The sequence below is a fragment of the Nocardia glycosmidis genome (assembly GCF_052545115.1).
Map to the genome: position 1 here is coordinate 41,029 of NZ_JBQWRH010000014.1, position 21,016 is coordinate 62,044.

The following is a 21,016-nucleotide window of genomic DNA, read 5'->3' on the forward strand; positions in this document are numbered from 1 at the left end:
GCCGGCAGAGCTCCGGTCGATCGGCGGTCGGGCGGTGAGCGCGGCGTCCGTCGCGGCGGGTGGTTCGACGACTGCTCTGCGCCTTCGGTCGCTGACCTGGACGGTGTTCGTGCCCATGGTGGTGTACGGCATCGGCTCGGGCGCGGCGGCGCCGATGTACGCGCTGCGGGCGCTGGACTTGGGCGCGTCCGCCGGGCTGGCCGGTGTGGTCGTCGCGCTGTCCGGGCTGGGTATGGTGCTGACCGATCTGCCCGCGGGCCGGATCGTTGCGGTGATCGGCGAACGCGGCGCCATCGCGGTGGGGTCGGTGTTCGGCGTGGGCGGTGTGCTCGCGGCGATTTTCGCGCCGAATGTCGCGGTGCTCGCGCTGGGCATGGTGCTCAACGGTGCGGCGGGCGCGGTGTGGGGGTTGGCCCGGCAGACCTATCTCGTGGCAGTGGTGCCCGCGGGCGATCTCGGCCGGGCGATGTCGACGCTGGCCGGTTCGATGCGGCTCGGTTTCTTCTGCGGGCCGTTCCTCGGCGCCGCGATGGTGCATGTGCTCGGGCCGAACGGCGCGCTCTGGTTACAGTTGGCGTCCACTGCGCTCGCCGGTGTGGCGATGGCGGCTATCCGGTCAGCCGACGCGGCGGGTGCGACCACCGCGCGGATTTCACTCGGCGCGGTGATGATCGAGCACCGCAGGACCCTCGGCACGCTCGGGCTGGCCGCGCTGCTGACCGGCGCGGCCCGGGCGGCGCGGCTGGCGCTTTTGCCGCTGTGGGCCGCGCATATCGGGGTGAGCGCGTCGACCACCAGCCTGGTATTCGGTGTCGCGGGAGCTGTCGACGTACTGATGTCCTATCCATCCGGGGTGTGGCTGGATCGATACGGCAGGCGTGCCACCGGCGTCCCGTCGATGATCCTGTTCGCCGCCGGTTTCGGTGTGCTGCCGTTCACCTCCTCGGTGCTCGGGTTGTGCGTTGCCGCGGTGCTGCTCGGCCTCGCGAACGGAGTGAGCAACGGGCTGATCATGACCGTCGGCGCGGATGTCGCGCCGGACGCGCAGCGCGCCGAGTTCCTGGGCGCCTGGCGGCTCACCCACGATATCGGCATGTTCGCAGGCCCGGTGGCGGTCGGCGCGATCAGCGCCGTGACCGCGCTGGGCGCCGCGGCCCTCGCCCTTGCGCTCGCCGCGGCGGGCGGCGCCTACGCGATGCACCGTTGGTTTCCCGGTGTGATCGGGCATACGCCGCAGCGGCGGCCGGGCCACGACGAGGCCGGATAGACCTGCGCGGTCTCGGCCCGACGGCATGGGTCCGCGGACACCGTGCGTGGACCGACCGACGCGGTGCCGCTCCGGTCAGCGAGCGCGGGCGCCGAGCAGGTGGCGCACCCCTGCGACGAAAAGTTGCAGGCCGAAGTCGAAACGTGCAGTGGCATCGGGGGTTTCCGTCAGCGGCGAGGTGTCGTCGTCGAGAGCGCCCATCGAGTCCATCTGCATTCTGGACTGCTCGTCCACCGTCTGGCCCAGGACGTAGTAGAGCAGGGTGAACGCCGCGAGATCGGCCTCGTGTCGCGGCATACCCGCGCGAATCGCCGCGCTCATCAGCCGTTCCCGGCCCTTGCTCGTGGTGAGCCGGGAAGCGTATGTCGCCGAGACCAATTCGGCCCCGTCGCGATAGGCCAGCAGGCAGTCGCGCAGGCGGTGTGCCAATTCGGCGACTTGGCCAGACCAATCGTCGGCGTCGATCGGGTCCTCCATGGGGGCGAGGATCTTGTCCGCAACCGCCCCGAGCAACGCCTGTTTGTTGGGAAAGTGCCAGTACAGCGCGCCGGGCTGGACCTGAAGGGAACCGGCCAATCTGCGCATTGTCAGATCGGCGAGACCGTATCGGTCCAGAATCGCGAGGGCGCCGTCCACCACGTCTGCCCGGTGCAGCTGCACTCGAAGTCCTTCCCGGTCGTTCTTTGACTCGCTCCTACCGCTACCCTAGCCTGAACACCGTTCAAGTTGCACGGCCACCTCGGCCGGACGAAGGGATTCGTGCAGTGACCCAGGCACCTGTACACACCGGTATTTTGTCGATCGCCCGTGCGCAGGTGCTGGAGCGCGGCGAAGGTCTGAACCAGGAACAGACCCTGGAGGTACTGCGACTGGCCGACGACCAGTTGGAGGAGCTGCTCGCCTTGGCCCACGAGGTGCGCATGAAGTGGTGCGGCCCCGAGGTCGAGGTCGAGGGAATCATCAGCCTGAAGACCGGCGGCTGCCCCGAGGACTGCCACTTCTGCTCGCAATCGGGCCTGTTCCAGTCCCCGGTGCGGGCCGCGTGGCTGGATATCCCCAGCCTCGTCGAGGCCGCCAAGCAAACCGCGAAGACCGGCGCCACCGAGTTCTGCATCGTGGCCGCCGTGCGCGGGCCCGACGAGCGTCTGATGGCCCAGGTCGCCGCGGGTGTCGAGGCGATCCGCAACGAGGTCGACATCCAGGTCGCCTGCTCGCTGGGCATGCTCACCCAGGAGCAGGTCGATCAGCTGGCCGCGATGGGCGTGCACCGCTACAACCACAACCTGGAGACCTCCCGCTCCTACTTCCCGAATGTGGTCACCACGCACACCTGGGAAGAGCGCTGGGACACGCTGCGGATGGTTCGCGAAGCGAACATGGAGGTGTGCTGCGGCGGCATCCTCGGCATGGGCGAAACGCTCGAGCAGCGCGCCGAGTTCGCCGCGAACCTCGCCGAGCTCGAGCCCGACGAGGTGCCGCTGAACTTTCTCAACCCGAGGCCGGGCACCCCGTTCGGCGACCTCGAGGTGCTGCCCGCCGCCGACGCGCTGCGCGCTGTCGCCGCGTTCCGGCTCGCGCTGCCGCGTACCATGCTGCGTTTCGCCGGTGGCCGCGAGATCACCCTGGGCGACCTCGGCGCCAAAAAGGGCATTCTGGGCGGCATCAACGCCGTCATCGTCGGCAACTACCTGACCACCCTCGGCCGTCCCGCCGAACAGGACCTGGACCTGCTGGGCGAGTTGAAGATGCCGATCAAGGCGCTCAACGAAACGCTCTGACCCCGGCTCGTTGCGCGGAAGAGGCTACGAGCATGAGTACTGTCATGGACATGGACGAGCGCTACAACCCGTTCACCGGCAAGCGGATCGTGCCGGGGCTCGACGACGCGATCCCGGCGGCGGCCGCGTTGGGCCTGGAGCCGCCGCGCTTCTGCGAGCGGTGCGGGCGCCGCATGATCGTGCAGGTCAGCCCGGACGGCTGGTGGGCGAAATGCTCCCGGCACGGCGTGCTCGATTCCGCCGATCTGGAACGCCGCTAATGGTGGCGGTGACCGCGCCGCTGCCGGGCGGGATGCGCCGCGAGGTGCGTGCCGCCGCGCTGGTGGCCGTGGCGGTGGTGGCGGCGAGCGCGCTCGGCGGTGCCGGGTGGGGGCTGCTGGCGCCGACCGAGCGGCTGCTCGTGGTCGAAGCAGGTCGCGGTGTCGGGCTGACCGGCGAAAGCACGCACCAGTTCGACGCGCTGGCGCTGTTCGTGCTCGGCGGGGCGGTGCTCGGTCTGTTGTCGGCCACGGCCGCGTGGCGGTGGTGTAGCGTGCGCGGGCCGCTGCTGCAGATCGGGTTGCTGATCGGCTCCGGCGCGGGTGCCGTGGTGATGGCGCGAGTCGGCGAGCTGGTCGCCGAATCGCGGCATCCGATTCCACACGATCCGCCGGTCGGCCAGATCATCGCGCTGCCCGTCGAGGTGGGCACCGCGCTCGCGCTGATCGTGCAACCGCTGATCGCGTCGCTCGTGCTGCTGTTTCTGGCCGCACTGAACACGTCGGACGACCTCGGTACCGGCCGTGGCTTGCGCATGGGCGAATCATTCGATACCGCAGGCGCTCTCACTCCCTATGCCGATGCCGTGCACGGGGGAGAGTGGCCCTATCGTGGCTACGAGCCCGCCGCCGACTGGTATTCGCTGCCAGAGTCTCGTCCACGACACTGACACACGAGGTCGGGCGACACCGCAGGGCTGTCAGGTCTGGGGGTCCGTCGGGCGCTGTCAGTAGTCGAGGTCGGACCAGGGGATCCGGATGGGGAAGGGGAAGTCGATGTGGATGCCGTCGGTGGTCGCCGGGGTCCACTCGTCGGCCAGGATGTAGTTGGTCGGGTGCAGCGGTCGAACCCCCGCGGGGAGTTTGCCGTGACCTGTCTCCAGCGCGTAGGCACGGACGATCTCGATTCCGCGTGGGTCGCGTGCGAGTCTGACCTCCCAATACCAGGGAATAGCGGCGTCGGCGTAGCGGGCCTTTTTGGCTTCGACGTCCTTCGGTGTGTTGGATGGTGACAGTACTTCGCCCGCGAGGAGAACATCACTCGCTCTGATGTCCTGGTACTCGGCTTCGAGGCAGCGGTAGACGAGGAAATCGGGGGTCACGAAGTCGGATTTACCGCTGGATCCCAGAAAGACATTCGTTTCTGTCGAGACGCGGAAACACTGCTCGTGGTCCCCGGACATAGCTTCGAGCGCGTTCCGCCGAAGAGCGTTCCAGAGCAGGTTCGTGTAGTCCTGGTGCTCGGCCGGTCCACGCCGCACCCAGACCACTCGACCGTCCCAGAGCTCGATCTGGGACGCGATTTCCTCCGGGAGGCGCTCGAGCTCCTCCCAGGTCATGTACTCGGGAAGCTCCGGCCGATCTGCTCGGGGCGTGGACATGCCCCTCATGGTAATCAGGCGCGCGTTGGTGGCCCAGCGGGTTGATCATCGGCACCGCGGGCAGAGCCGCTGGAGAGCTTCGCCATCCCGGCCATGTGAGGCAATGAAAGAGGCCGGCACCAGCTTCGCACGCTCGTCGTTGCCGGCGGCGAGGGTGTGTCGTCGTCCGTGGCGCGAAAACAAGTGGAGGCGGGGGAGTTCCGGCGATACGGTGATCGGCCGGAGTAGGCCGGGACGCGTTGCGGGAGGCGTGAAAATGAATGGTGGACAGCGGGTGGCGGCTGAGGCGGTTTCGGCGGTGGGGGAGCGGGCTGATCTGGTCGCTTGGCGTCGGCGGGATGCGTTGCGGCGCAGCAACGCCGCGCGGCCGGTTCCGAGCAAGCGGCGGTACCGCCGCGGGCACAAGCACCGCAAAACGGCGACCCAGGACTGAGCGGGAAGACCGCCGCGCGGGTGCGAACCAGCGTGGTAATGCACGCGGTTACCGAAGCCATTCAGGTCGGCGAGAGGCGCGACGTGGGGTGCCGAGCGGCTCGTCGCCCGGATCCGGTGACCACCGGATCCGCTCAGCCGGGTGGGCGCAGGGCCGCGAATTCGTCGGTGACGCGCAGGCCGGAGTCGGTGAAGCGGTAGACGGCGGCGGGTCGTCCGCCGGCGCGGCCGGGTGCGGCGGTGGCGCCGGTGGGGGTGATCACCTTGCGGCGGGTGAGAACCCGCTGGAGGTTCGTGGTGTCCACATCGTATCCGAGTGCGGCGCAATATATTTCACGCAAGGTCGACATGGTGAATCGTTCCGGGGCCAGCGCGAAGCCGATGTTGGTATACGACAGTTTCGCGGCCAGCCGGGTGCGGGCGTGGTCGACTACGGTGCGGTGGTCGAAGGACATGTCCGGCAGGTCCGAGACCGGATGCCAGGTGGTGTCCGCGGGTAGCCGCGGGTCGGCGGTGAGCGGTACGAGGCCGAGGTAGGCCGAGGCGATGCGCCGCGGGCTCGGCACCCGGTCGGGGTCGCTGAACACCGATAGCTGTTCGAGGTGGGTCAGTTCGCGCACGTCGACCTTCTCGGCGAGCTGGCGGCGGGCGGAGGCGTCGAGGTCTTCGTCGTCGCGGAGCCGGCCGCCGGGTAGCGACCAGGTGCCCTTCTGGGGGTCGAGCGCGCGTTCCCACAGCAGCACAGCCAGTTCCGTTCGCTGATCGGACCCGCACGGTCGCGGCGCATCTGCCGTGCGGCCCGCGGCGCTTCTGCCTGCGGGGATATCGGCAGGAAAGCGGCGAACCTGGAACACCGCGGTCAGCGATTCGTGGATGGTGCTACCATGGGCCATGTTTTCGATTGTAAGTCGAAAACCTGGTTTGGTGCGAATCGGCGAGACTGCCGACCGCGCGAGGAAGGGAGCCATCCATGGCGATGACGGGTGCGAAGGTGGCGCCCCCGCTGATGGGGCAGGTGTTCGACGGACCCGCGGGGTTCGCCGGCGTCGAAGCAACGCCGGAATGGGCGCAGGAGGTCAAGCGACTCGCCAGGGAGCGCAATGCGACCATCCTCGCGCACAACTATCAGCTACCGGAGATCCAGGATGTGGCCGACCACGTCGGCGACTCGCTGGCGTTGTCGCGAATCGCGGCGGCGGCCCCGGAGGACACGATCGTGTTCTGCGGCGTGCACTTCATGGCTGAGACGGCCAAGATTCTCAGCCCGGCCAAGACCGTCCTCATCCCGGATCAGCGTGCCGGATGCTCGCTCGCGGACTCCATCACCGCCGACGAGCTGCGTGCCTGGAAGGCCGAGCACCCGAACGCGGTGGTCGTCTCGTACGTGAACACCACCGCCGAGGTGAAGGCGCTCACCGACATCTGCTGCACCTCGTCCAACGCGGTGGACGTGGTCGCCTCGATCGATCAGGACCGCGAGGTGCTGTTCCTGCCGGACCAGTTCCTCGGCGCGCACGTCAAGCGGGTCACCGGACGGGCCGGCCTGCACATCTGGGCCGGCGAGTGCCATGTGCACGCGGGCATCAACGGTGACGAGCTGACCGAGCAGGCACGCACCCACCCGGACGCGGAGTTGTTCGTGCACCCCGAATGCGGTTGCGCCACCTCGGCGCTGTATCTGGCGGGCGAGGGCGCCTTCCCGGCCGACCGGGTGCACATCCTGTCGACCGGCGGGATGATCGACGCGGCCAAGGCGGCGAAGTCGAACCAGGTGCTGGTGGCCACCGAGGTCGGCATGCTGCACCAGTTGCGCAAGGCCGCCCCCGGCATCGACTTCCAGGCCGTGAACGACCGGGCCTCGTGCAAGTACATGAAGATGATCACCCCCGCGGCGCTGCTGCGGTGCCTGGTCGATGGCCGCGACGAGGTCCATGTCGATCCGGAAACCGCTGCGCTGGGCCGCAATTCGGTACAGCGGATGATCGCGATCGGCAATCCGGGCGGCGGTGAATGAGTTCGACCTCGGTGGTCGGTCTCCGGTGGAACGTGGTGGTGCGGGCACTCGCCACCGCGAACCTCCCAGGGAGCCCGACGGATTCGCGGATCGGAAGATAGTGAGGCATGGCCGATGGAAACCCGGGTTTCGATCGACTGGGAGGCCGAGGCGGACCTGGTCGTGGTCGGCGGCGGTGTCGCCGGACTGACCGCGGCACGCGCCGCCGCACTGCGCGGCCTGCGGGTGCTGACGCTCAGTAAAGGCGGGCCGACGGACACCTCGACCCAGTACGCCCAGGGCGGTATCGCCGTTGTGGCGCCGCATGGCGATTCGGTGCAATCGCATGTGCTCGACACCGTGGAAGCGGGCGCGCAGCTGTGCGATGCCGATGCCGTGCGCTCCATCATCGAGGGAGGCCGAGCGGCGGTGGCCGCGCTGACCGACCTGGGCGCGGTGTTCGACCTCGGCGGCGACGGCCAGATCTCCCGGACCAGGGAGGGCGGGCACAGCACCCGACGGATCATCCACGCGGGTGGCGACGCGACCGGCGCGGAGGTGCAGCGGGCACTGAACCAGGCCGGTCTGCCGGTGCTGTTCGGCACCGCGGTGGGGCGGATCGTCACCGGGCGCGGCGGTGTGCAGGGTGTCGTGGTCGTGTCGGACAAGGGATTCGGCGTCGTGCACGCGCCCGCGGTGCTGCTGGCCACCGGTGGGATCGGCCAGCTGTACGCGCTGAGCACAAACCCGCCCGGCGCCACCGCGGATGGCGTCGCGCTGGCGCTCTGGGCCGGAGCCACCGTGGCCGACCTGGAGTTCGTGCAGTTCCACCCGACCGTGCTGTACACCCCGGGCGGGGTGGGGCGCAGGCCGCTGATCAGCGAGGCGGTGCGTGGTGAGGGCGCGGTACTCGTCGATACCGAGGGCAATTCGGTGACCGGCGGTTTGCATCCGCGCGGCGACCTGGCGCCGCGCGATGTGGTCTCGCGCGCTATCGCCGCGCGCATGCGGGCGCTCGGCGCCGAGCACGTCTACCTCGACGCACGTTCGATCGATCGTTTTCCGCAACGGTTTCCGACGATCACCGCATCCTGCCTCGCCGCAGGCATCGATCCGCGCACGGACCTGATCCCGGTCGCCCCGGCCGCGCATTATCAGTGCGGCGGGGTCGTCACCGATACCCACGGCCGCACCGGAGTGCCGGGGCTGTACGCGGCGGGTGAGGTCGCGCGCACCGGTCTGCATGGGGCGAACCGGTTGGCCTCCAACAGTTTGCTCGAAGGTTTGGTGGTCGGTGAGCGCGCCGGCGTCGCCGCCGCCGAGCGGCTCGGTGAGCGGGCCGGTGTCAGCGAGGTCCCGGTTCGGGTCGCCGAGCACGCCGATCGCGACATCGTGCAGCGCTTGATGACCACGCACGCCTCGGTGGTCCGGGACGGCGCCGGTCTCGCCGAAGCGCTCAAACGGCTCGACGACGTGGTCGTCCGGCGCGATACGCTCACCGGCGCCACCCACCCGATCAGCGGCATCGAGGACGCGGCGCTCACCCTCGCCGCGCGCACCCTGCTCTCGGCCGCCCTGGCCCGCACCGAAAGCCGCGGCTGCCATACCCGGTCGGACTACCCGGACCTCGTGCACGGACTCCGCCGCAGTATCCCGATCCGGTTGAACGACGACGGCGCGCCCGAGAATCAAGCACCAATTCCCTGAACAACAGCAGTCGAGTGGGACTCCTGGAGCCTTCCAGCGAATCCCGCTCGGCTAGAAAGGAGCGCTGGCGATGGCGCTGGACGCCGGTTTGGATCGTGACGAGATACTGCGGATCATCCGCGCGGCACTGGATGAGGATCTGCGCTATGGCCCCGACATCACCACCGTGGCCACTGTGCCCGTCGACGCGGTGGTGAAGGCCTCGGTGGTGTCCCGGCAGCCTGGTACCGTCGCCGGTCTCGACGCCGGGCTGCTGGTGCTCGACGAGGTACTCGGCGCGGGCGAGTACGAGGTCACCGGCCGCGTGGCCGACGGAACCCGGGTGACGCCGGGACAATCCGTGCTGACCGTGGTCGCGCCGACCCGCAGCCTGCTCACCGCGGAGCGCACCATGCTCAACCTCGTCTGCCATCTCTCCGGCATCGCCACCGCCACGGCCGCCTGGGTCGACGCGGTCGCGGGTACCAGCTGCCGCATCCGGGACAGCCGCAAGACGCTGCCCGGACTGCGCGCCCTGCAGAAGTACGCTGTGCGCGTCGGCGGCGGCGTCAATCACCGCATGGGTCTCGGCGACGCCGCGCTGATCAAGGACAACCACGTGGTCGCCGCGGGGTCGGTGGTCGAAGCGCTGCGCGCGGTCCGCGCCGCCGCTCCCGGTATCCCCTGCGAGGTCGAGGTCGACAGCCTCGACCAGCTCGACGCGGTGCTCGGCGAGAACGTGGAACTCATCCTGCTGGACAACTTCCCGCTCTGGCAGACCCAGGCCGCCGTGCAACGCCGCAATGCCACCTCCCCACAGACGAAACTGGAGTCCTCCGGTGGCCTGACCCTCGACGTCGCCGCCGACTACGCCCGCACCGGCGTCGACTACCTCGCCGTCGGCGCCCTCACCCACTCGGTCCGCGTCCTCGACCTAGGGCTGGATATGTAGGCGGGGCCGCGCTCGAACTCGGCCGCGTCGGCGTCCGGGACTCCAAGAACCCTCTGGCACAGGCGCTGGTCTTCGCTGTCGGCGAGTGGGGAACCTTCGCCACGGGCGGTGGGTTCGATCTTCCAGTCCGATCAGGCCTTTCGTAGCGGTCAGTGCTGTCCAGGCACGACTGCCGTGCGTATACGGGTCCGGGCTGCTGTTGTATCGCAATGGGAATCACAGGATGGCTCTCACGGAGTCGGCTACGGCAGCAAGCACGGTCGCGCCGATTACTCGGTGAGTTCGCGTTCCAGTGGGGTCCGGAACCGCGGAACGGTGCGCACGTCGCCGAACCAGGTTGCGATTTGCTGCGATTGAGTGGCGATCAGCGCCTCGGCGTCCGCCCCGACGTCTTCGAGCAGGCGGTAGACGATTTCGCCATCTTTGCGCTGTGCCCAGCCGCCGACGATGCGCCCGTTCCACCAGACGGTGGGACCGATATTGCCGCTGCGGTCGAACAACCGAGCAGCGTGCGGGCCGAGAAACCAGTCCCGCGCCTGCCAGCCCATCGGGGTCGGGTCGAGGGAGGGCAGCAGCGCCGCCCAGGGCTCCGGTGCCGCGACGGGCTCGAGGTCGTCGGCGAGCAGCACGCCGGCAACGCCGTCCATATCGACCTCGACCAGGTCGAGCGCACTGAGCGCCGCGCGGACCTCGCTCGATGTCCAGCCGGTCCACCACTTGATGTCGGACACCGGCGCGGGTCCGAAGGCGCGCAACCACCGCCGGACCAGCTCGGCACGCGCCTCGGCGGCGAGCATCGTCGCAGCGCCTTCCGGCAACCATGATTCGATCGGCGCCCAGCTGTACTGGCTACTGGTCCAGCTGCCGTTGGGCCTACCGCGCACGATGCGGCCCTCGCAGCCCAGTGTCACCAGCACCCAGGTGGTGATGTTCGTGGGCTTCGAGTACGGCTTGTCCGGTGCGGTGTTCACCTGGGTGCGCAACCGGGGGACGTCCTTGCTCAGTTGTGCGCCGGTCGCCGCTCCCCGCTGCAGCAAAGCCTTCTGCGTCTCGGCTTCGACCTCGGTGAGCCAGCCCTGCGCGTCGCCGTCGCCGACGCCCGCCTGCGCGAGGTACTTGCCGTACGTGCGGCGCTGCTTGTGCGCCAGCGCATCCGCGCACGACGCCTGCAGGACCGGCACCAGCTCCAGCGGCGCGACGAACATGGTGCGGCGCATCGCCAGCATGCGCAGCAGGGACCGGTCCTGATAGAGCGCCTGCTCGACATCCGCCGGAGTGAGGCCGTTGCCGCGGGCCGCGACCGAAAGGAAGACGGTGGCCGGATCGGTCGCGTGCAGCGCGACCAGGGACCTGGCTATCTCGGCGACCTCGGCGGAGCGTTCCGGCGTCGCGAGCCGATGGCGCAGGGCCAACCGAGCGCGCCGTTGCGCGGCATCAATCGAACGCATAGGCGAATCGTAGCCTCGATTGGGACAGTGGGAGCCCGATCCGGTGTGCTCGTTGGGCCGGGGCGGTTCAGCCGCGACGCGTGACATGACTCGAGCGGCGCCGGGATCCGATGTTCGCGGTGTGCGGTGTTCTGATGACCTGTTCGTGGCGACAGATGTTGCCGCGCATCCGGTTTCGACGGCAAGGCCGTGCGCGGCAGCCGTAGCGGTACGGCCTGTACCGCTGAGCGCCGACGGGGAGAGCGCGACCGGCCCGGGTCTCTGGCCTAGCGTCTGCCGCCCTGCGGAGCCTGTCGGCGGCCCGGATCGGACTATATCGTGGACGTCGCGCACGGCGTTGTCACCGCTGTGTCCGCCCCGCCCGGTGCCGAGTACGCGGCGTGATTCGATCGCGGGGAACATGATCGCAGCGCCGAGTGGTTGATCATGCCGGAACCGACGATTGAGCGAGGATGCTATGACCGAGCCGACTGACCCGGCGTACCACTGGAACGGCGCTGAGCTCGACCTGGACGCCTATCTGGCCCGGATCGGCTTCGACGGCGAGCGCGGGCCCACCGTGGTGGCGCTGCACGATCTGGTGCGGGCGCAGATCACCGGCATCCCGTTCGAGAACCTGGAGATCATCCTCGGCCGCTCGATCGAGCTGGACCTGGCTACGCTGCAGGACAAGCTCGTCCGGCGCCGCCGCGGCGGTTACTGCTACGAGAACGCCGGACTGTTCGCGGCGGCGCTGGAACGGCTCGGTTTCGGTGTTACCGGTCTCAGTGGTCGGGTGAGCATGGGCGCGGGCCGAATGTTTCGGCCTGCCACCCACGCCCTGCTGCGTGTGACGACCGCCGACGACGACCGGATCTGGCTGTGCGATGTCGGTTTCGGCTCCGGTCCGCTCGCACCGTTCGAGTTGTCGACCGAGACCGGTGAATTCACCGTCGGCGAGTGGAAATACCGGCTGGAACGCACGCCCGGCGAGCTGGATTCCGACGTGTGGGTGCTGCATCACTTCGGCCGGAAAGGCTGGGTCGACCGCCACAGTTTCACGCTGAACCCGCAGTACCGCATCGACTACGCTGTCGGCAACCACTTCGTGTCCACCTCGCCGCGTTCGCCTTTCGTCACCCGGCCGTATGTCCAGCGGTTCCACCCGGACGTGCATTACGAACTGGACGGCACCACGCTCATCGCCGAATACCCCGACGGAACAAGCGACACACGGGAATTGGAACCGGCCGAGCTGCCGAAGATCCTCGCCGAGATGTTCGGCATCGAACTCGCCGATGCCGATGCCTCGATGCTGGCGGAAGCTCGGTGGGTGCGTGACTGACACCGCGACCTGAGCGAAGGCCAGGTAGCCGCTTGCGCCCTCGGCTCACTCCGGCCCGATAGTGTCGGTGGGGTGCGTACCAACCGGAACCTCCTCGTCCTGTTCGCCGCACCAATGCTCGTGTTGGCCGCCTGCTCGTCCGGGCCGGACCGGCCCGACACCGTAGCCGGGCGGTTCGCTGAGGCGCTCAATCGCGACGACGTCCCCGCGGCCGCCGGGCTGACCGACAATCCGGCCGCGGCGGCCGACACGCTCGGCAGGCTTTACGACGGACTGGGCAAGAACGTGCGCTTCGAGGTCGACTCGGCCGATGACAACGGCTTCGTGCTGGCCGCGACCTGGAAGCTGGGCGAGGGCGGCAGGACCGAGTGGTCGTACACCACCAAGGGCGCCGCGAGCGACAGTGGTTCGGGGTGGAAGGTGAAGTGGGATCCGGCGACGCTGGCCCCCGGACTGGCTTCCGGGCCGTTGAGCTACAGCCGGGTCTATCCGAAACCGGCCCGCGTCCTCGATTCCGCCGGCGGCGACCTGATGACCGAGCAGGTCGTCACGCTGGTGAATGTTGTTCCGGGCGCCGACCTGGTGGCGGTGGCGGATCTGCTCGGCCCGCTCGCGCCCGGTCTCACGGCGCAGTCGCTGCAAGCGGATCTGGGCCAGGCGCAAGGAAAGCCGGTCACCGCGATCACCCTGCGTGCGACGGATATCGCCCCGATCCAGGATCGGCTCGCCGCGCTGCCCGGTGTCACGCTCGCACCGCAGACCCGGCTGCTGACGACCGATAAAGCGCTGGCCGCGCCGACCCTGTCCGGGCTCGCCGAGTTGTGGCAGGAATCGGCCGACGCGCACGCGGGGTGGGCGGTGCGCGCCCAGACGCCGGACGGTACTCAGCGCGTGGCCGGGCAGGACCCGACGCCCACCGCCGACATCGCGACCACCCTCGACCTCGGCCTGCAGCGGGCGGCGGAGGCGGCGCTCGCGCCGATCGCCCAGCCCGCGGCCATCGTCGCGCTGCGACCGTCGACCGGCGACGTCGTCGCGATGGCGCAGAATGCCGCCGCGGACGCGCAGGGCCCGGTGGCGTTGACCGGCCTGTACCCGCCCCGCTCGACGTTCAAGACGGTCACCGTCTCCGCGGCGCTGCAAGCGGGCACGGTCACACCCGACACGCAGGTGTCCTGCCCGGGCGTCGCGAACATCGAGGGCCGCCGAATCCCCAATGACAACAATTTCGATTTGGGCACCGTGCCGCTGCACACCGCGTTCGCCCGTTCCTGCAACACGACGATGGGTGCGCTGGCGGTGAAACTGCCCGCCGACGCCCTGACGAAAGCCGCGGCACAGTTGGGGCTCGGGATCGATTACGTCACACCGGGCCTGACGACCGTTACCGGGAAAGTGCCGTCGGCCGACACCTCCGCGTTACGTGTGGAGTCGGCGATCGGGCAGGGGCAGGTGACGGCCTCGCCGTTCGGGATGGCACTGGTCGCGGCCTCGATCGCGCATGGCGGCGTGCCCGCGCCCGTCCTCGTCGCCGGCCGGCCCGGTATCCCGGACCGGACCCAGGACGCGCTGCCGCCTGCCGTCGCCGACCAGGTGAAATCCATGATGCGCGAGACGGTCACCGACGGCACCGCGACGCAGCTGCGCGATATTCCCGGCCTGCTGGGCAAGACCGGTACCGCCGAGTACATCGATGACACCCACGCGCACGGCTGGTTCGTCGGCATCGACGGTGACCTGGCGTTCGCCGCTTTCGTCAGCGACGCCGGCGGCTCGGCTCCCGCGGTGGCGGCCGCGGGCCGGATGTTGCGCGCGGCACGGTAGTCCGTTTCGGGCGATTCGGGCCCCGAACATCGCCCGGCTGACGCGTGCGAGTATTCGGGCGCCCGCTACACTCGTCCCCGGACCGCGTGGAGTTAACAATATGCGGGATGTCACGATTTCGAGAAGGTTCGGAGTAGGCGCCATCGATACCGGTCAGTTGATCGCGGAGCATTACCGCCTGGTCGAGCGGATTGGTAGCGGCGGCACGGGCGTGGTCTGGCGTGCCATCGACGAACGCCTGCAGCGCTCCGTGGCCGTCAAACAGATCCATATCCAGCCGAGCCTGCCCGAGGCCGAACGGGATGTCGTGCGTCAGCGCGCCATCCGGGAGGCGCGCAACGCCGCCCGCTTCCAGCACCCGAACGCGATCGTTGTGTTCGACATCACCGAGCACGAGGGCGACCCCTGCCTGGTGATGGAGTATCTGAAGTCCAAAAGCCTCGCCGCGGTGATCGGCGCCCAGGGCACGCTGCCATTGACCCAGGTCGCGCGAATCGGCGAGCAGGTCGCCTCGGCGCTGATCGCCGCGCATCAGGCGGGCATCGTGCACCGCGACGTGAAGCCGGGCAACATCCTGCTCGACGATCACGGCACGGTGAAGATCACCGACTTCGGCATTTCCCGCGCGACCGGCGATGTCACGCTCACCGAGACCGGACTGATCTGCGGCACCGCCGCCTATCTCGCACCGGAGATGGCTCGCGGCGCCGACCCGACGCCAGCGTCCGACGTGTTCGCACTGGGCGCCACGCTGTTCCACGCGCTCGAGGGCCAACCGCCCTACGGAGCGGGCTCCAACCCGCTCGCGGTGCTCTACGCCGCCGCCAACGGTCAGCTGAGCGAGCCGCACAACGCCGGTCCCGCAACGGATTTCCTGCTCGATCTGCTCAGCCCCCAACCGGCCCAGCGCCCGAGCATGCGGGTGGCGCGACAGCAGCTCGCCGCGTTCGCCGACGGCGGCCCCGCGCCGGTGGCCGCCGGATTCGTTCCCGCCAGTGAGGCTTTCGCCCGGCCGAGGGCAGGCGAGTCCGAATCGGCCACCCGCACGTTGCGGCCGTCGGTGCTGCCCGCGGCGCCCTACCCACCGAACGAGCGTCCCCGACCAGCGTCGCCGGGCGCGGGAGTGGACACCGCGGCGCATCCGCACACGATGGCACATCCTCGCCCGGTTCCTCAGCGGCAGTCGGGCGCAATCCGGCGCGCGGTGCTGACCGGCGCCCTGATCGGCGCGGTCGTAGTGGTCGCCGCCATCGTGGTGAGCATGCTGAACTCATCGGGCTCGGGCACGAACGCAGCCCACGACAATTCACCGTCGGCGACCGCGTCGGTACGCCCCAGTGGCAACCCGACGTCAGCCGCTCCGGCGGTGGGGGAGTCGAAGAGCGCAGGCCCGGCCGACCCGCGGCAATCCATCGATCAAGTGGTGGACTTCTACAACAACCTGACCTATCTGAGGTTCGCCGGCGCATGGAAACAGCTGACCCCGGCTGCCCAGCAGGTCTACGGCAGCCAGCAAGCCTTCGAGGGTTACTGGACGCAGAACCGGGTCACGGCCTTCAACACCATTGACGCGGCCGGCGGCGGTGCGGGCACGAACCCGGACGGTTCCGTGGACATCAACGTGGCCAGCGTGACGTATGCGGGCCAGAACAGAGCTATGACACTTCGGTTGATCAATCCCGGCACCGGTGCTCCGCTGATCGACAGCGATACCCGTTGATGCCGGCGGGAGTGGCCCGGCCGCGCCGACCACGCCGATAACCGCTGGCATCGGCCCATTAGGCTGGAGCTGCAACTTCCTGTTGCGCCGACCAGCTGCAGACAAGGACCGACACCACATGACAACCCGCATCGAGCTCGCCCGCGTCGATCTGCGCGGTCGTACTCCCTCCGTTGCCGAGCTGCGCGCCGCGCTGCCGCGCGGGGGAGTCGACGTGGATTCGGTGCTGCATCAGGTGCGGCCGGTGGTCGAGGCGATCCGCGATGAGGGTGTTTCGGCGGTCCTGGAGTTCAGTGAGCGGTTCGACGGCGTGATTCCCGCGACGGTGCGGGTGCCGGCCGCCGAGCTGGACGCCGCGCTGGCTCAACTGGACCCGGCGGTGCGCGCGGCGCTGGAGGAGTCCATCGCCAGGGCGCGCAAGGTGCACGCCGATCAGCGGCGCACCGACACGACCACCGAGGTGGTCCCGGGCGGTACCGTTACCGAGCGCTGGGTGCCCGTCGAGCGGGTCGGCCTGTACGTGCCGGGCGGGAACGCCGTCTACCCGTCCAGCGTCGTGATGAATGTGGTGCCCGCGCAGACCGCCGGTGTCGGCTCGCTGGTGGTGGCTTCGCCGCCGCAGGCGCAGTTCGGTGGACTGCCGCACCCGACCATCCTGGCCGCCGCGCGGCTACTGGAGGTGGACGAGGTGTGGGCGGTCGGTGGCGCACAGGGCGTGGCCCTGCTGTCCTACGGCGGCGTCGACACCGACGGCGCGCAGCTCGAGCCGGTCGACCTGATCACCGGCCCCGGCAATATCTACGTCACCGCGGCCAAGCGGCTGTGCCGCGGCTTGGTCGGCATCGACGCCGAGGCGGGACCCACCGAGGTCGCGATCCTCGCCGACGCGACCGCCGATCCGGTACACGTGGCCGCCGATCTGATCAGCCAGGCCGAGCACGACGTGCTGGCCGCCGGCGTGCTGGTCACCGACAGCGAGCAGTTGGCCGACGCGGTGGACGCGGCGCTCACCAGGCAGCTGACCGTGGTCAAGCACGCGCACCGGGTGGGCGAGGCGTTGCGCGGCAAGCAGTCCGGCACGGTGCTGGTCGATGACATCGAGCAGGGCTTGCGCGTGGTGAACGCCTACGCCGCCGAGCACCTGGAGATCCAGACCGCCGACTCGTCCGCGGTCGCGGCCAGGGTGCGCAGCGCGGGCGCGGTGTTCGTCGGCCCGTACGCGCCGGTCAGCCTCGGCGACTACTGCGCTGGTTCCAATCACGTGCTGCCGACGGCGGGCTGCGCGCGTCACTCGTCGGGCCTGAGTGTGCAAACCTTCCTGCGCGGCATCCATGTCGTGGAGTACACCGAGGCCGCGCTGAAGGACGTCGCCGGCCATGTGGTGGCGCTGGCGAACGCCGAGGACCTGCCCGCGCACGGCCAGGCTGTGCAGGCGCGTTTCGAGGCGCTGTCGTGACGGGGTTGTTGCGCGCGCCCGGCGCGGGCGTGACCTTGGACGATCTGCCGCTGCGGGCCAACCTGCGCGGTAAAAAGCCTTACGGCGCACCGCAATTGACGGTTCCGGTGCAGCTGAACACGAACGAGAACCCGCACCCGCCGAGCCGGGCGCTGGTCGACGACGTCGCCGAATCGATCCGCGCGGCCGCCGCGGACCTGCACCGCTACCCGGACCGCGACGCCGTCGCGCTGCGCACCGACCTGGCGCGGTATCTGACCACACAGACCGGCGTCGCGGTGGATACCGCCAACGTCTGGGCGGCCAATGGTTCCAACGAGATCCTCCAGCAGTTGTTGCAGGCATTCGGTGGCCCCGGCCGCAGCGCTCTGGGTTTCGTCCCGTCGTACTCGATGCACCCGATCATCTCCGAGGGCATCGACACCGAGTGGATCGCCGCGCAGCGCGAAGCCGACTTCACCCTCGACGTCGATCACGCGCTGGCCGCCATCGCCGAGCGCACGCCCGACGTGGTCTTCGTGACCAGCCCGAACAACCCCACCGGGCACAGCATTCCGCAGCCGGACCTGGAACGCATCCTCGCCGCAGCGCCCGGCATCGTGGTCGTCGACGAGGCCTACGGCGAGTTCTCCGCACAACCGAGCGCCCTCGGGCTGATCGACCGGTTCCCGGCCAAGCTCGTGGTCACCAGGACGATGAGCAAGGCGTTCGCGTTCGCCGGTGGACGCCTGGGTTACCTGGTGGCCGCGCCCGCGGTGATCGACGCGATGCTGCTGGTGCGGCTGCCCTACCACCTCTCGGTGGTCACCCAGGCCGCCGCGCGCGCCGCCCTACGGCACGCCGACGAGACGCTGGGCAGTGTCGCCGCGCTGGCCGCCCAGCGCGATCGGGTCGCGGCGGCGTTGCGGGAGATGGGATTCGACGTGATCCCCAGCGACGCCAATTTCCTGTTGTTCGGCCGCTTCGCCGACGCCGCGCGCACCTGGCAGCGCTATCTGGACCAGGGTGTGCTGATCCGCGACGTCGGCATTCCCGGCTACCTGCGCACCACCATCGGCCTCGCCGCCGAGAACGACGAACTGCTGAAGGTCAGTGCCGCGTTGGCGGGCACCGACCTCGCACCGCGATGACCCAGCGCCGGGCATTCCTCGGCGACAACCCGATTGGACGTGAGCATGAGTAGGACCGCCCGGGTGGAGCGGATCACCAAGGAATCCAGCATCGTCGTCGAACTCGATCTGGACGGCACCGGCAAGACCGAGATCGCCACCGGCGTCCCGTTCTACGACCACATGCTGACCGCCCTCGGCGCGCATGCGAGCTTCGACCTGACCGTCCGCGCCGAAGGCGACATCGAGATCGAGGCGCATCACACCGTCGAGGACACCGCGATCGTGTTCGGCCGAGCGCTCGGTGAGGCGCTGGGTGACAAGGCGGGAATCCGGCGTTTCGGCGACGCCTACATTCCGATGGACGAGACCTTGGCGCACGCCGCGGTCGACGTATCCGGCCGCCCGTACTGCGTGCACACCGGCGAGCCGGACCACCTGCTGCACGCTGTGATTCCCGGCTCCGGCCCGGGCGCGCCGTACTCCACCGTGCTCAACCGCCACGTCTTCGAGTCGATCGCGTTGAACGCGCGGATCGCCCTGCACGTGCGCGTGCTCTACGGCCGCGACCAGCACCACGTCACCGAAGCCGAATTCAAGGCGGTTGCGCGGGCTTTGCGCGCCGCGGTGGAACTCGACCCGCGGGTGAACGGTGTGCCCTCCACGAAGGGAACGCTGTGAGTGTGAAATCCGTTGCCCTGCTCGACTACGGTTCCGGCAACCTGCATTCCGCCGAGCGAGCGCTGAGCAGGGCGGGTGCCCGGGTCGAGGTGACCGCCGATCCGCAGGTCGTGCTGGCCGCCGACGGACTGGTGGTGCCCGGGGTAGGCGCCTTCGCCGCGTGCATGGCAGGTCTGCGGAAGGTGCGGGGGGAGCGGCTGATCGGTCAGCGGCTCGCCGGCGGGCGTCCGGTGCTGGGGATCTGCGTCGGCATGCAGATCCTCTTCGAGCGCGGGGTCGAGTTCGGCGTGGAAACCGACGGGTGCGCCGAATGGCCCGGCACCGTCGAACGTCTCTCCGCGCCGGTGCTGCCGCACATGGGCTGGAATACCGTCTCGGCTCCCATCGACAGCGTGCTGTTCGCGGGCCTCGACGCGACCACGCGTTTCTACTTCGTGCATTCCTACGCCGCCCAGGCGTGGGATCTGCCGCCCAGCGAACACTTCGCCAGCCCGAAGCTCACCTGGGCCGAGCACGGGGTGCCGTTCCTGGCGGCGGTGGAGAATGGCGCGCTATCGGCAACCCAGTTCCATCCGGAGAAGTCCGGTGACGCGGGCGCTCAATTGCTGCGCAACTGGGTGAACTCGCTGTAGGACGATCCCGCGCGGACGGCGCGGGATCGTCTACCCGTCTACCGGCTCAGCGCGATCCGACTTTACTCACCAGCCAGCGTCCGTCGACATTGTCGATGGTCACGGTCATCGCCATGCGACTGGTCTGCGGAAGCCCTTCGGTTTCGTCGCTGGTCACTGTCCGTGTGACGGTCACGTCGACGACGGCCCGGTTTTCGTCACCGGAGACGACGCGGCAGTCCGCCGAATCGGCGTGGGCGCGCAGGTGGGCGGCCTCCGCGCTCGCTTGAATATTGGTGCGGAAGTTGTCGAACTCGGCCCGGAATTCTCCGGTGCTCAGCTCGAGCATCGTGCGGACGTGGTCGCCGAACCGCGCGTAGTCGTATGTCGCTGCCGCAGTGCCGAATGCGCACCCGGCCAGGCGCGCTTCCTCCGGCGGGGCCGCGGCGGCGACGGGAGCGGCGATCATCGCCGCGGAGCAGGTTGCTGCCGAAAACAACAGTGCGGCAGCGAGTGTGGATCGTGACATGCACTTCCTCGGTGCGAGGTGAAAGCGGCGACCGGGGTTGATCGCCGAGCGCAGACGATACCGGCCGGCCGGACCAGCCCGCGGCGATCTCCCGAGTGCGATCACCGTCGCCGGCTACCGCGCACAGGTGCCGCCGCCACCTGCTCACGGACGGGTGCCGGCGGACCAGATCGGAGTGGTCTGCACCCGCGACAATCGCCAGCCCTGCGCGGTGCGCACCGCGTCGAAGTGGTAGATCTCGCCAAGGGTGTATTGCGGTCGCGGGATCGTCGTATCAGTCGGGGCAGGCGCACCCGCATCGACCGCAGCGACGTCGTTGCCGCGGTGAACGATCTCGCCGCGCGTGAGCTGGTCCAGCGCAGTCCCGATCCCGCCGACCGGCGCCGCAACATCGTCACCCTCACCGCCGCGGGCGCCCAGCATCTGGACGATCTCGACGATCGCCTTGCGGGAGCCCAGGACGAGTTGCTCGCCGGATTCTCCGCCGCGGACCGCCGCACCCTCGTCACACTGCTGACCCGCATCCTCGATACCCACAGCGGCTGAGCGCGGCCGATGATCGCGGTC

At 69.4% G+C, this 21,016-nt stretch carries 20 protein-coding genes and 1 pseudogene; 16 read left to right on the plus strand and 5 right to left on the minus strand.

The window, feature by feature from the left end; genetic code table 11:
• The first annotated feature begins 34 nt into the window (after nucleotides 1–34).
• Nucleotides 35–1,267: an MFS transporter gene (locus tag ACT86A_RS18315; protein WP_445093373.1), complete on the plus strand. Its 1,233-nt coding sequence runs from the start codon at nucleotides 35–37 to the stop codon at nucleotides 1,265–1,267.
• Nucleotides 1,268–1,342: 75 nt separating this feature from the next.
• Here the strand turns inward: ACT86A_RS18315 and ACT86A_RS18320 are convergent, their stop codons facing one another.
• Nucleotides 1,343–1,927 (minus strand): TetR/AcrR family transcriptional regulator C-terminal domain-containing protein, encoded by a 585-nt coding sequence (locus tag ACT86A_RS18320; RefSeq protein ID WP_445093374.1) that lies wholly within the window; start codon nucleotides 1,925–1,927, stop codon nucleotides 1,343–1,345.
• Between the two features lie 104 nt (nucleotides 1,928–2,031).
• Between ACT86A_RS18320 and bioB the strand changes: the two genes are divergently transcribed.
• From bioB to ACT86A_RS18335, 3 genes are read left to right on the plus strand one after another with little or no spacing between them, the layout of a single operon-like run.
• Entirely contained in the window at nucleotides 2,032–3,045 is a 1,014-nt protein-coding gene (bioB, locus tag ACT86A_RS18325) for a biotin synthase BioB (RefSeq protein ID WP_445093375.1), read from the plus strand.
• Nucleotides 3,046–3,077: 32 nt separating this feature from the next.
• Nucleotides 3,078–3,305, plus strand: a complete 228-nt coding sequence (bsaP, locus tag ACT86A_RS18330; RefSeq protein ID WP_445093376.1) for a biotin synthase auxiliary protein BsaP — start codon at nucleotides 3,078–3,080, stop codon at nucleotides 3,303–3,305.
• Nucleotides 3,305–3,973: a DUF2567 domain-containing protein gene (locus ACT86A_RS18335; RefSeq protein ID WP_445093377.1), complete on the plus strand. Its 669-nt coding sequence runs from the start codon at nucleotides 3,305–3,307 to the stop codon at nucleotides 3,971–3,973. Before bsaP ends, ACT86A_RS18335 begins: the two co-directional genes overlap by 1 nt.
• A 57-nt stretch (nucleotides 3,974–4,030) precedes the next feature.
• Here ACT86A_RS18335 and ACT86A_RS18340 read toward each other — a convergent pair whose 3' ends face one another.
• The gene (locus ACT86A_RS18340) at nucleotides 4,031–4,684 is read right to left on the minus strand and encodes a Uma2 family endonuclease (protein WP_445093378.1); all 654 of its coding nucleotides are present in this window, start codon (nucleotides 4,682–4,684) and stop codon (nucleotides 4,031–4,033) included.
• 566 nt (nucleotides 4,685–5,250) lie between these two features.
• Entirely contained in the window at nucleotides 5,251–6,009 is a 759-nt protein-coding gene (locus ACT86A_RS18345; protein WP_445093379.1) for an NUDIX hydrolase, read from the minus strand.
• 77 nt (nucleotides 6,010–6,086) lie between these two features.
• On the opposite strand from ACT86A_RS18345, the gene nadA reads away from it, so the two are divergent.
• The 4 genes and pseudogenes from nadA to ACT86A_RS18365 all read left to right on the plus strand — a co-directional run.
• Entirely contained in the window at nucleotides 6,087–7,130 is a 1,044-nt protein-coding gene (gene nadA / locus ACT86A_RS18350; RefSeq protein WP_445093380.1) for a quinolinate synthase NadA, read from the plus strand.
• A gap of 114 nt (nucleotides 7,131–7,244) precedes the next feature.
• Nucleotides 7,245–8,816: an L-aspartate oxidase gene (locus tag ACT86A_RS18355; protein ID WP_445093381.1), complete on the plus strand. Its 1,572-nt coding sequence runs from the start codon at nucleotides 7,245–7,247 to the stop codon at nucleotides 8,814–8,816.
• 70 nt (nucleotides 8,817–8,886) lie between these two features.
• The gene (gene nadC, locus ACT86A_RS18360) at nucleotides 8,887–9,747 is read left to right on the plus strand and encodes a carboxylating nicotinate-nucleotide diphosphorylase (RefSeq protein WP_445093382.1); all 861 of its coding nucleotides are present in this window, start codon (nucleotides 8,887–8,889) and stop codon (nucleotides 9,745–9,747) included.
• Between the two features lie 20 nt (nucleotides 9,748–9,767).
• A pseudogene (locus tag ACT86A_RS18365) lies at nucleotides 9,768–9,893 on the plus strand (DUF397 domain-containing protein); the annotation flags it as partial.
• 123 nt (nucleotides 9,894–10,016) lie between these two features.
• Here the strand turns inward: ACT86A_RS18365 and ACT86A_RS18370 are convergent.
• The gene (locus ACT86A_RS18370) at nucleotides 10,017–11,195 is read right to left on the minus strand and encodes a winged helix DNA-binding domain-containing protein (protein WP_445093383.1); all 1,179 of its coding nucleotides are present in this window, start codon (nucleotides 11,193–11,195) and stop codon (nucleotides 10,017–10,019) included.
• 457 nt (nucleotides 11,196–11,652) lie between these two features.
• On the opposite strand from ACT86A_RS18370, the gene ACT86A_RS18375 reads away from it, so the two are divergent.
• The 7 genes from ACT86A_RS18375 to hisH all read left to right on the plus strand — a co-directional run bounded on the left by ACT86A_RS18375 (nucleotide 11,653) and on the right by hisH (nucleotide 19,941).
• Nucleotides 11,653–12,519 carry an arylamine N-acetyltransferase family protein gene (locus tag ACT86A_RS18375; RefSeq protein ID WP_445093384.1) on the plus strand — a complete coding sequence of 289 codons (867 nt, stop codon included), beginning with the start codon at nucleotides 11,653–11,655 and terminating at the stop codon, nucleotides 12,517–12,519.
• A 114-nt stretch (nucleotides 12,520–12,633) separates the two neighbouring features.
• Nucleotides 12,634–14,343: a penicillin-binding transpeptidase domain-containing protein gene (locus ACT86A_RS18380; protein WP_445093506.1), complete on the plus strand. Its 1,710-nt coding sequence runs from the start codon at nucleotides 12,634–12,636 to the stop codon at nucleotides 14,341–14,343.
• Nucleotides 14,344–14,443: 100 nt separating this feature from the next.
• A complete protein-coding gene (locus tag ACT86A_RS18385) occupies nucleotides 14,444–16,063 on the plus strand; it encodes a serine/threonine-protein kinase (protein ID WP_445093385.1) in 1,620 nt (539 codons plus the stop codon).
• A gap of 118 nt (nucleotides 16,064–16,181) precedes the next feature.
• Nucleotides 16,182–17,519, plus strand: a complete 1,338-nt coding sequence (gene hisD / locus ACT86A_RS18390; RefSeq protein ID WP_445093386.1) for a histidinol dehydrogenase — start codon at nucleotides 16,182–16,184, stop codon at nucleotides 17,517–17,519.
• Nucleotides 17,520–17,524: 5 nt separating this feature from the next.
• Complete coding sequence (locus ACT86A_RS18395; protein WP_445093507.1) at nucleotides 17,525–18,649, plus strand: histidinol-phosphate transaminase; 1,125 nt, start codon at nucleotides 17,525–17,527, stop codon at nucleotides 18,647–18,649.
• 45 nt (nucleotides 18,650–18,694) lie between these two features.
• Nucleotides 18,695–19,309, plus strand: a complete 615-nt coding sequence (gene hisB / locus ACT86A_RS18400; RefSeq protein WP_445093387.1) for an imidazoleglycerol-phosphate dehydratase HisB — start codon at nucleotides 18,695–18,697, stop codon at nucleotides 19,307–19,309.
• On the plus strand, nucleotides 19,306–19,941 hold the full coding sequence (gene hisH, locus ACT86A_RS18405) for an imidazole glycerol phosphate synthase subunit HisH (RefSeq protein ID WP_445093388.1): 636 nt from the start codon (nucleotides 19,306–19,308) through the stop codon (nucleotides 19,939–19,941). The genes hisB and hisH overlap by 4 nt, the downstream gene beginning before the upstream one ends.
• Before the next feature lie 46 nt (nucleotides 19,942–19,987).
• On the opposite strand, the gene ACT86A_RS18410 is transcribed toward hisH, so the two are convergent.
• On the minus strand, nucleotides 19,988–20,449 hold the full coding sequence (locus ACT86A_RS18410) for an Rv1363c family protein (protein WP_445093389.1): 462 nt from the start codon (nucleotides 20,447–20,449) through the stop codon (nucleotides 19,988–19,990).
• Between the two features lie 228 nt (nucleotides 20,450–20,677).
• On the opposite strand from ACT86A_RS18410, the gene ACT86A_RS18415 reads away from it, so the two are divergent.
• On the plus strand, nucleotides 20,678–20,995 hold the full coding sequence (locus ACT86A_RS18415; protein ID WP_445093390.1) for a MarR family winged helix-turn-helix transcriptional regulator: 318 nt from the start codon (nucleotides 20,678–20,680) through the stop codon (nucleotides 20,993–20,995).
• The last annotated feature ends 21 nt before the right edge of the window (nucleotides 20,996–21,016 follow it).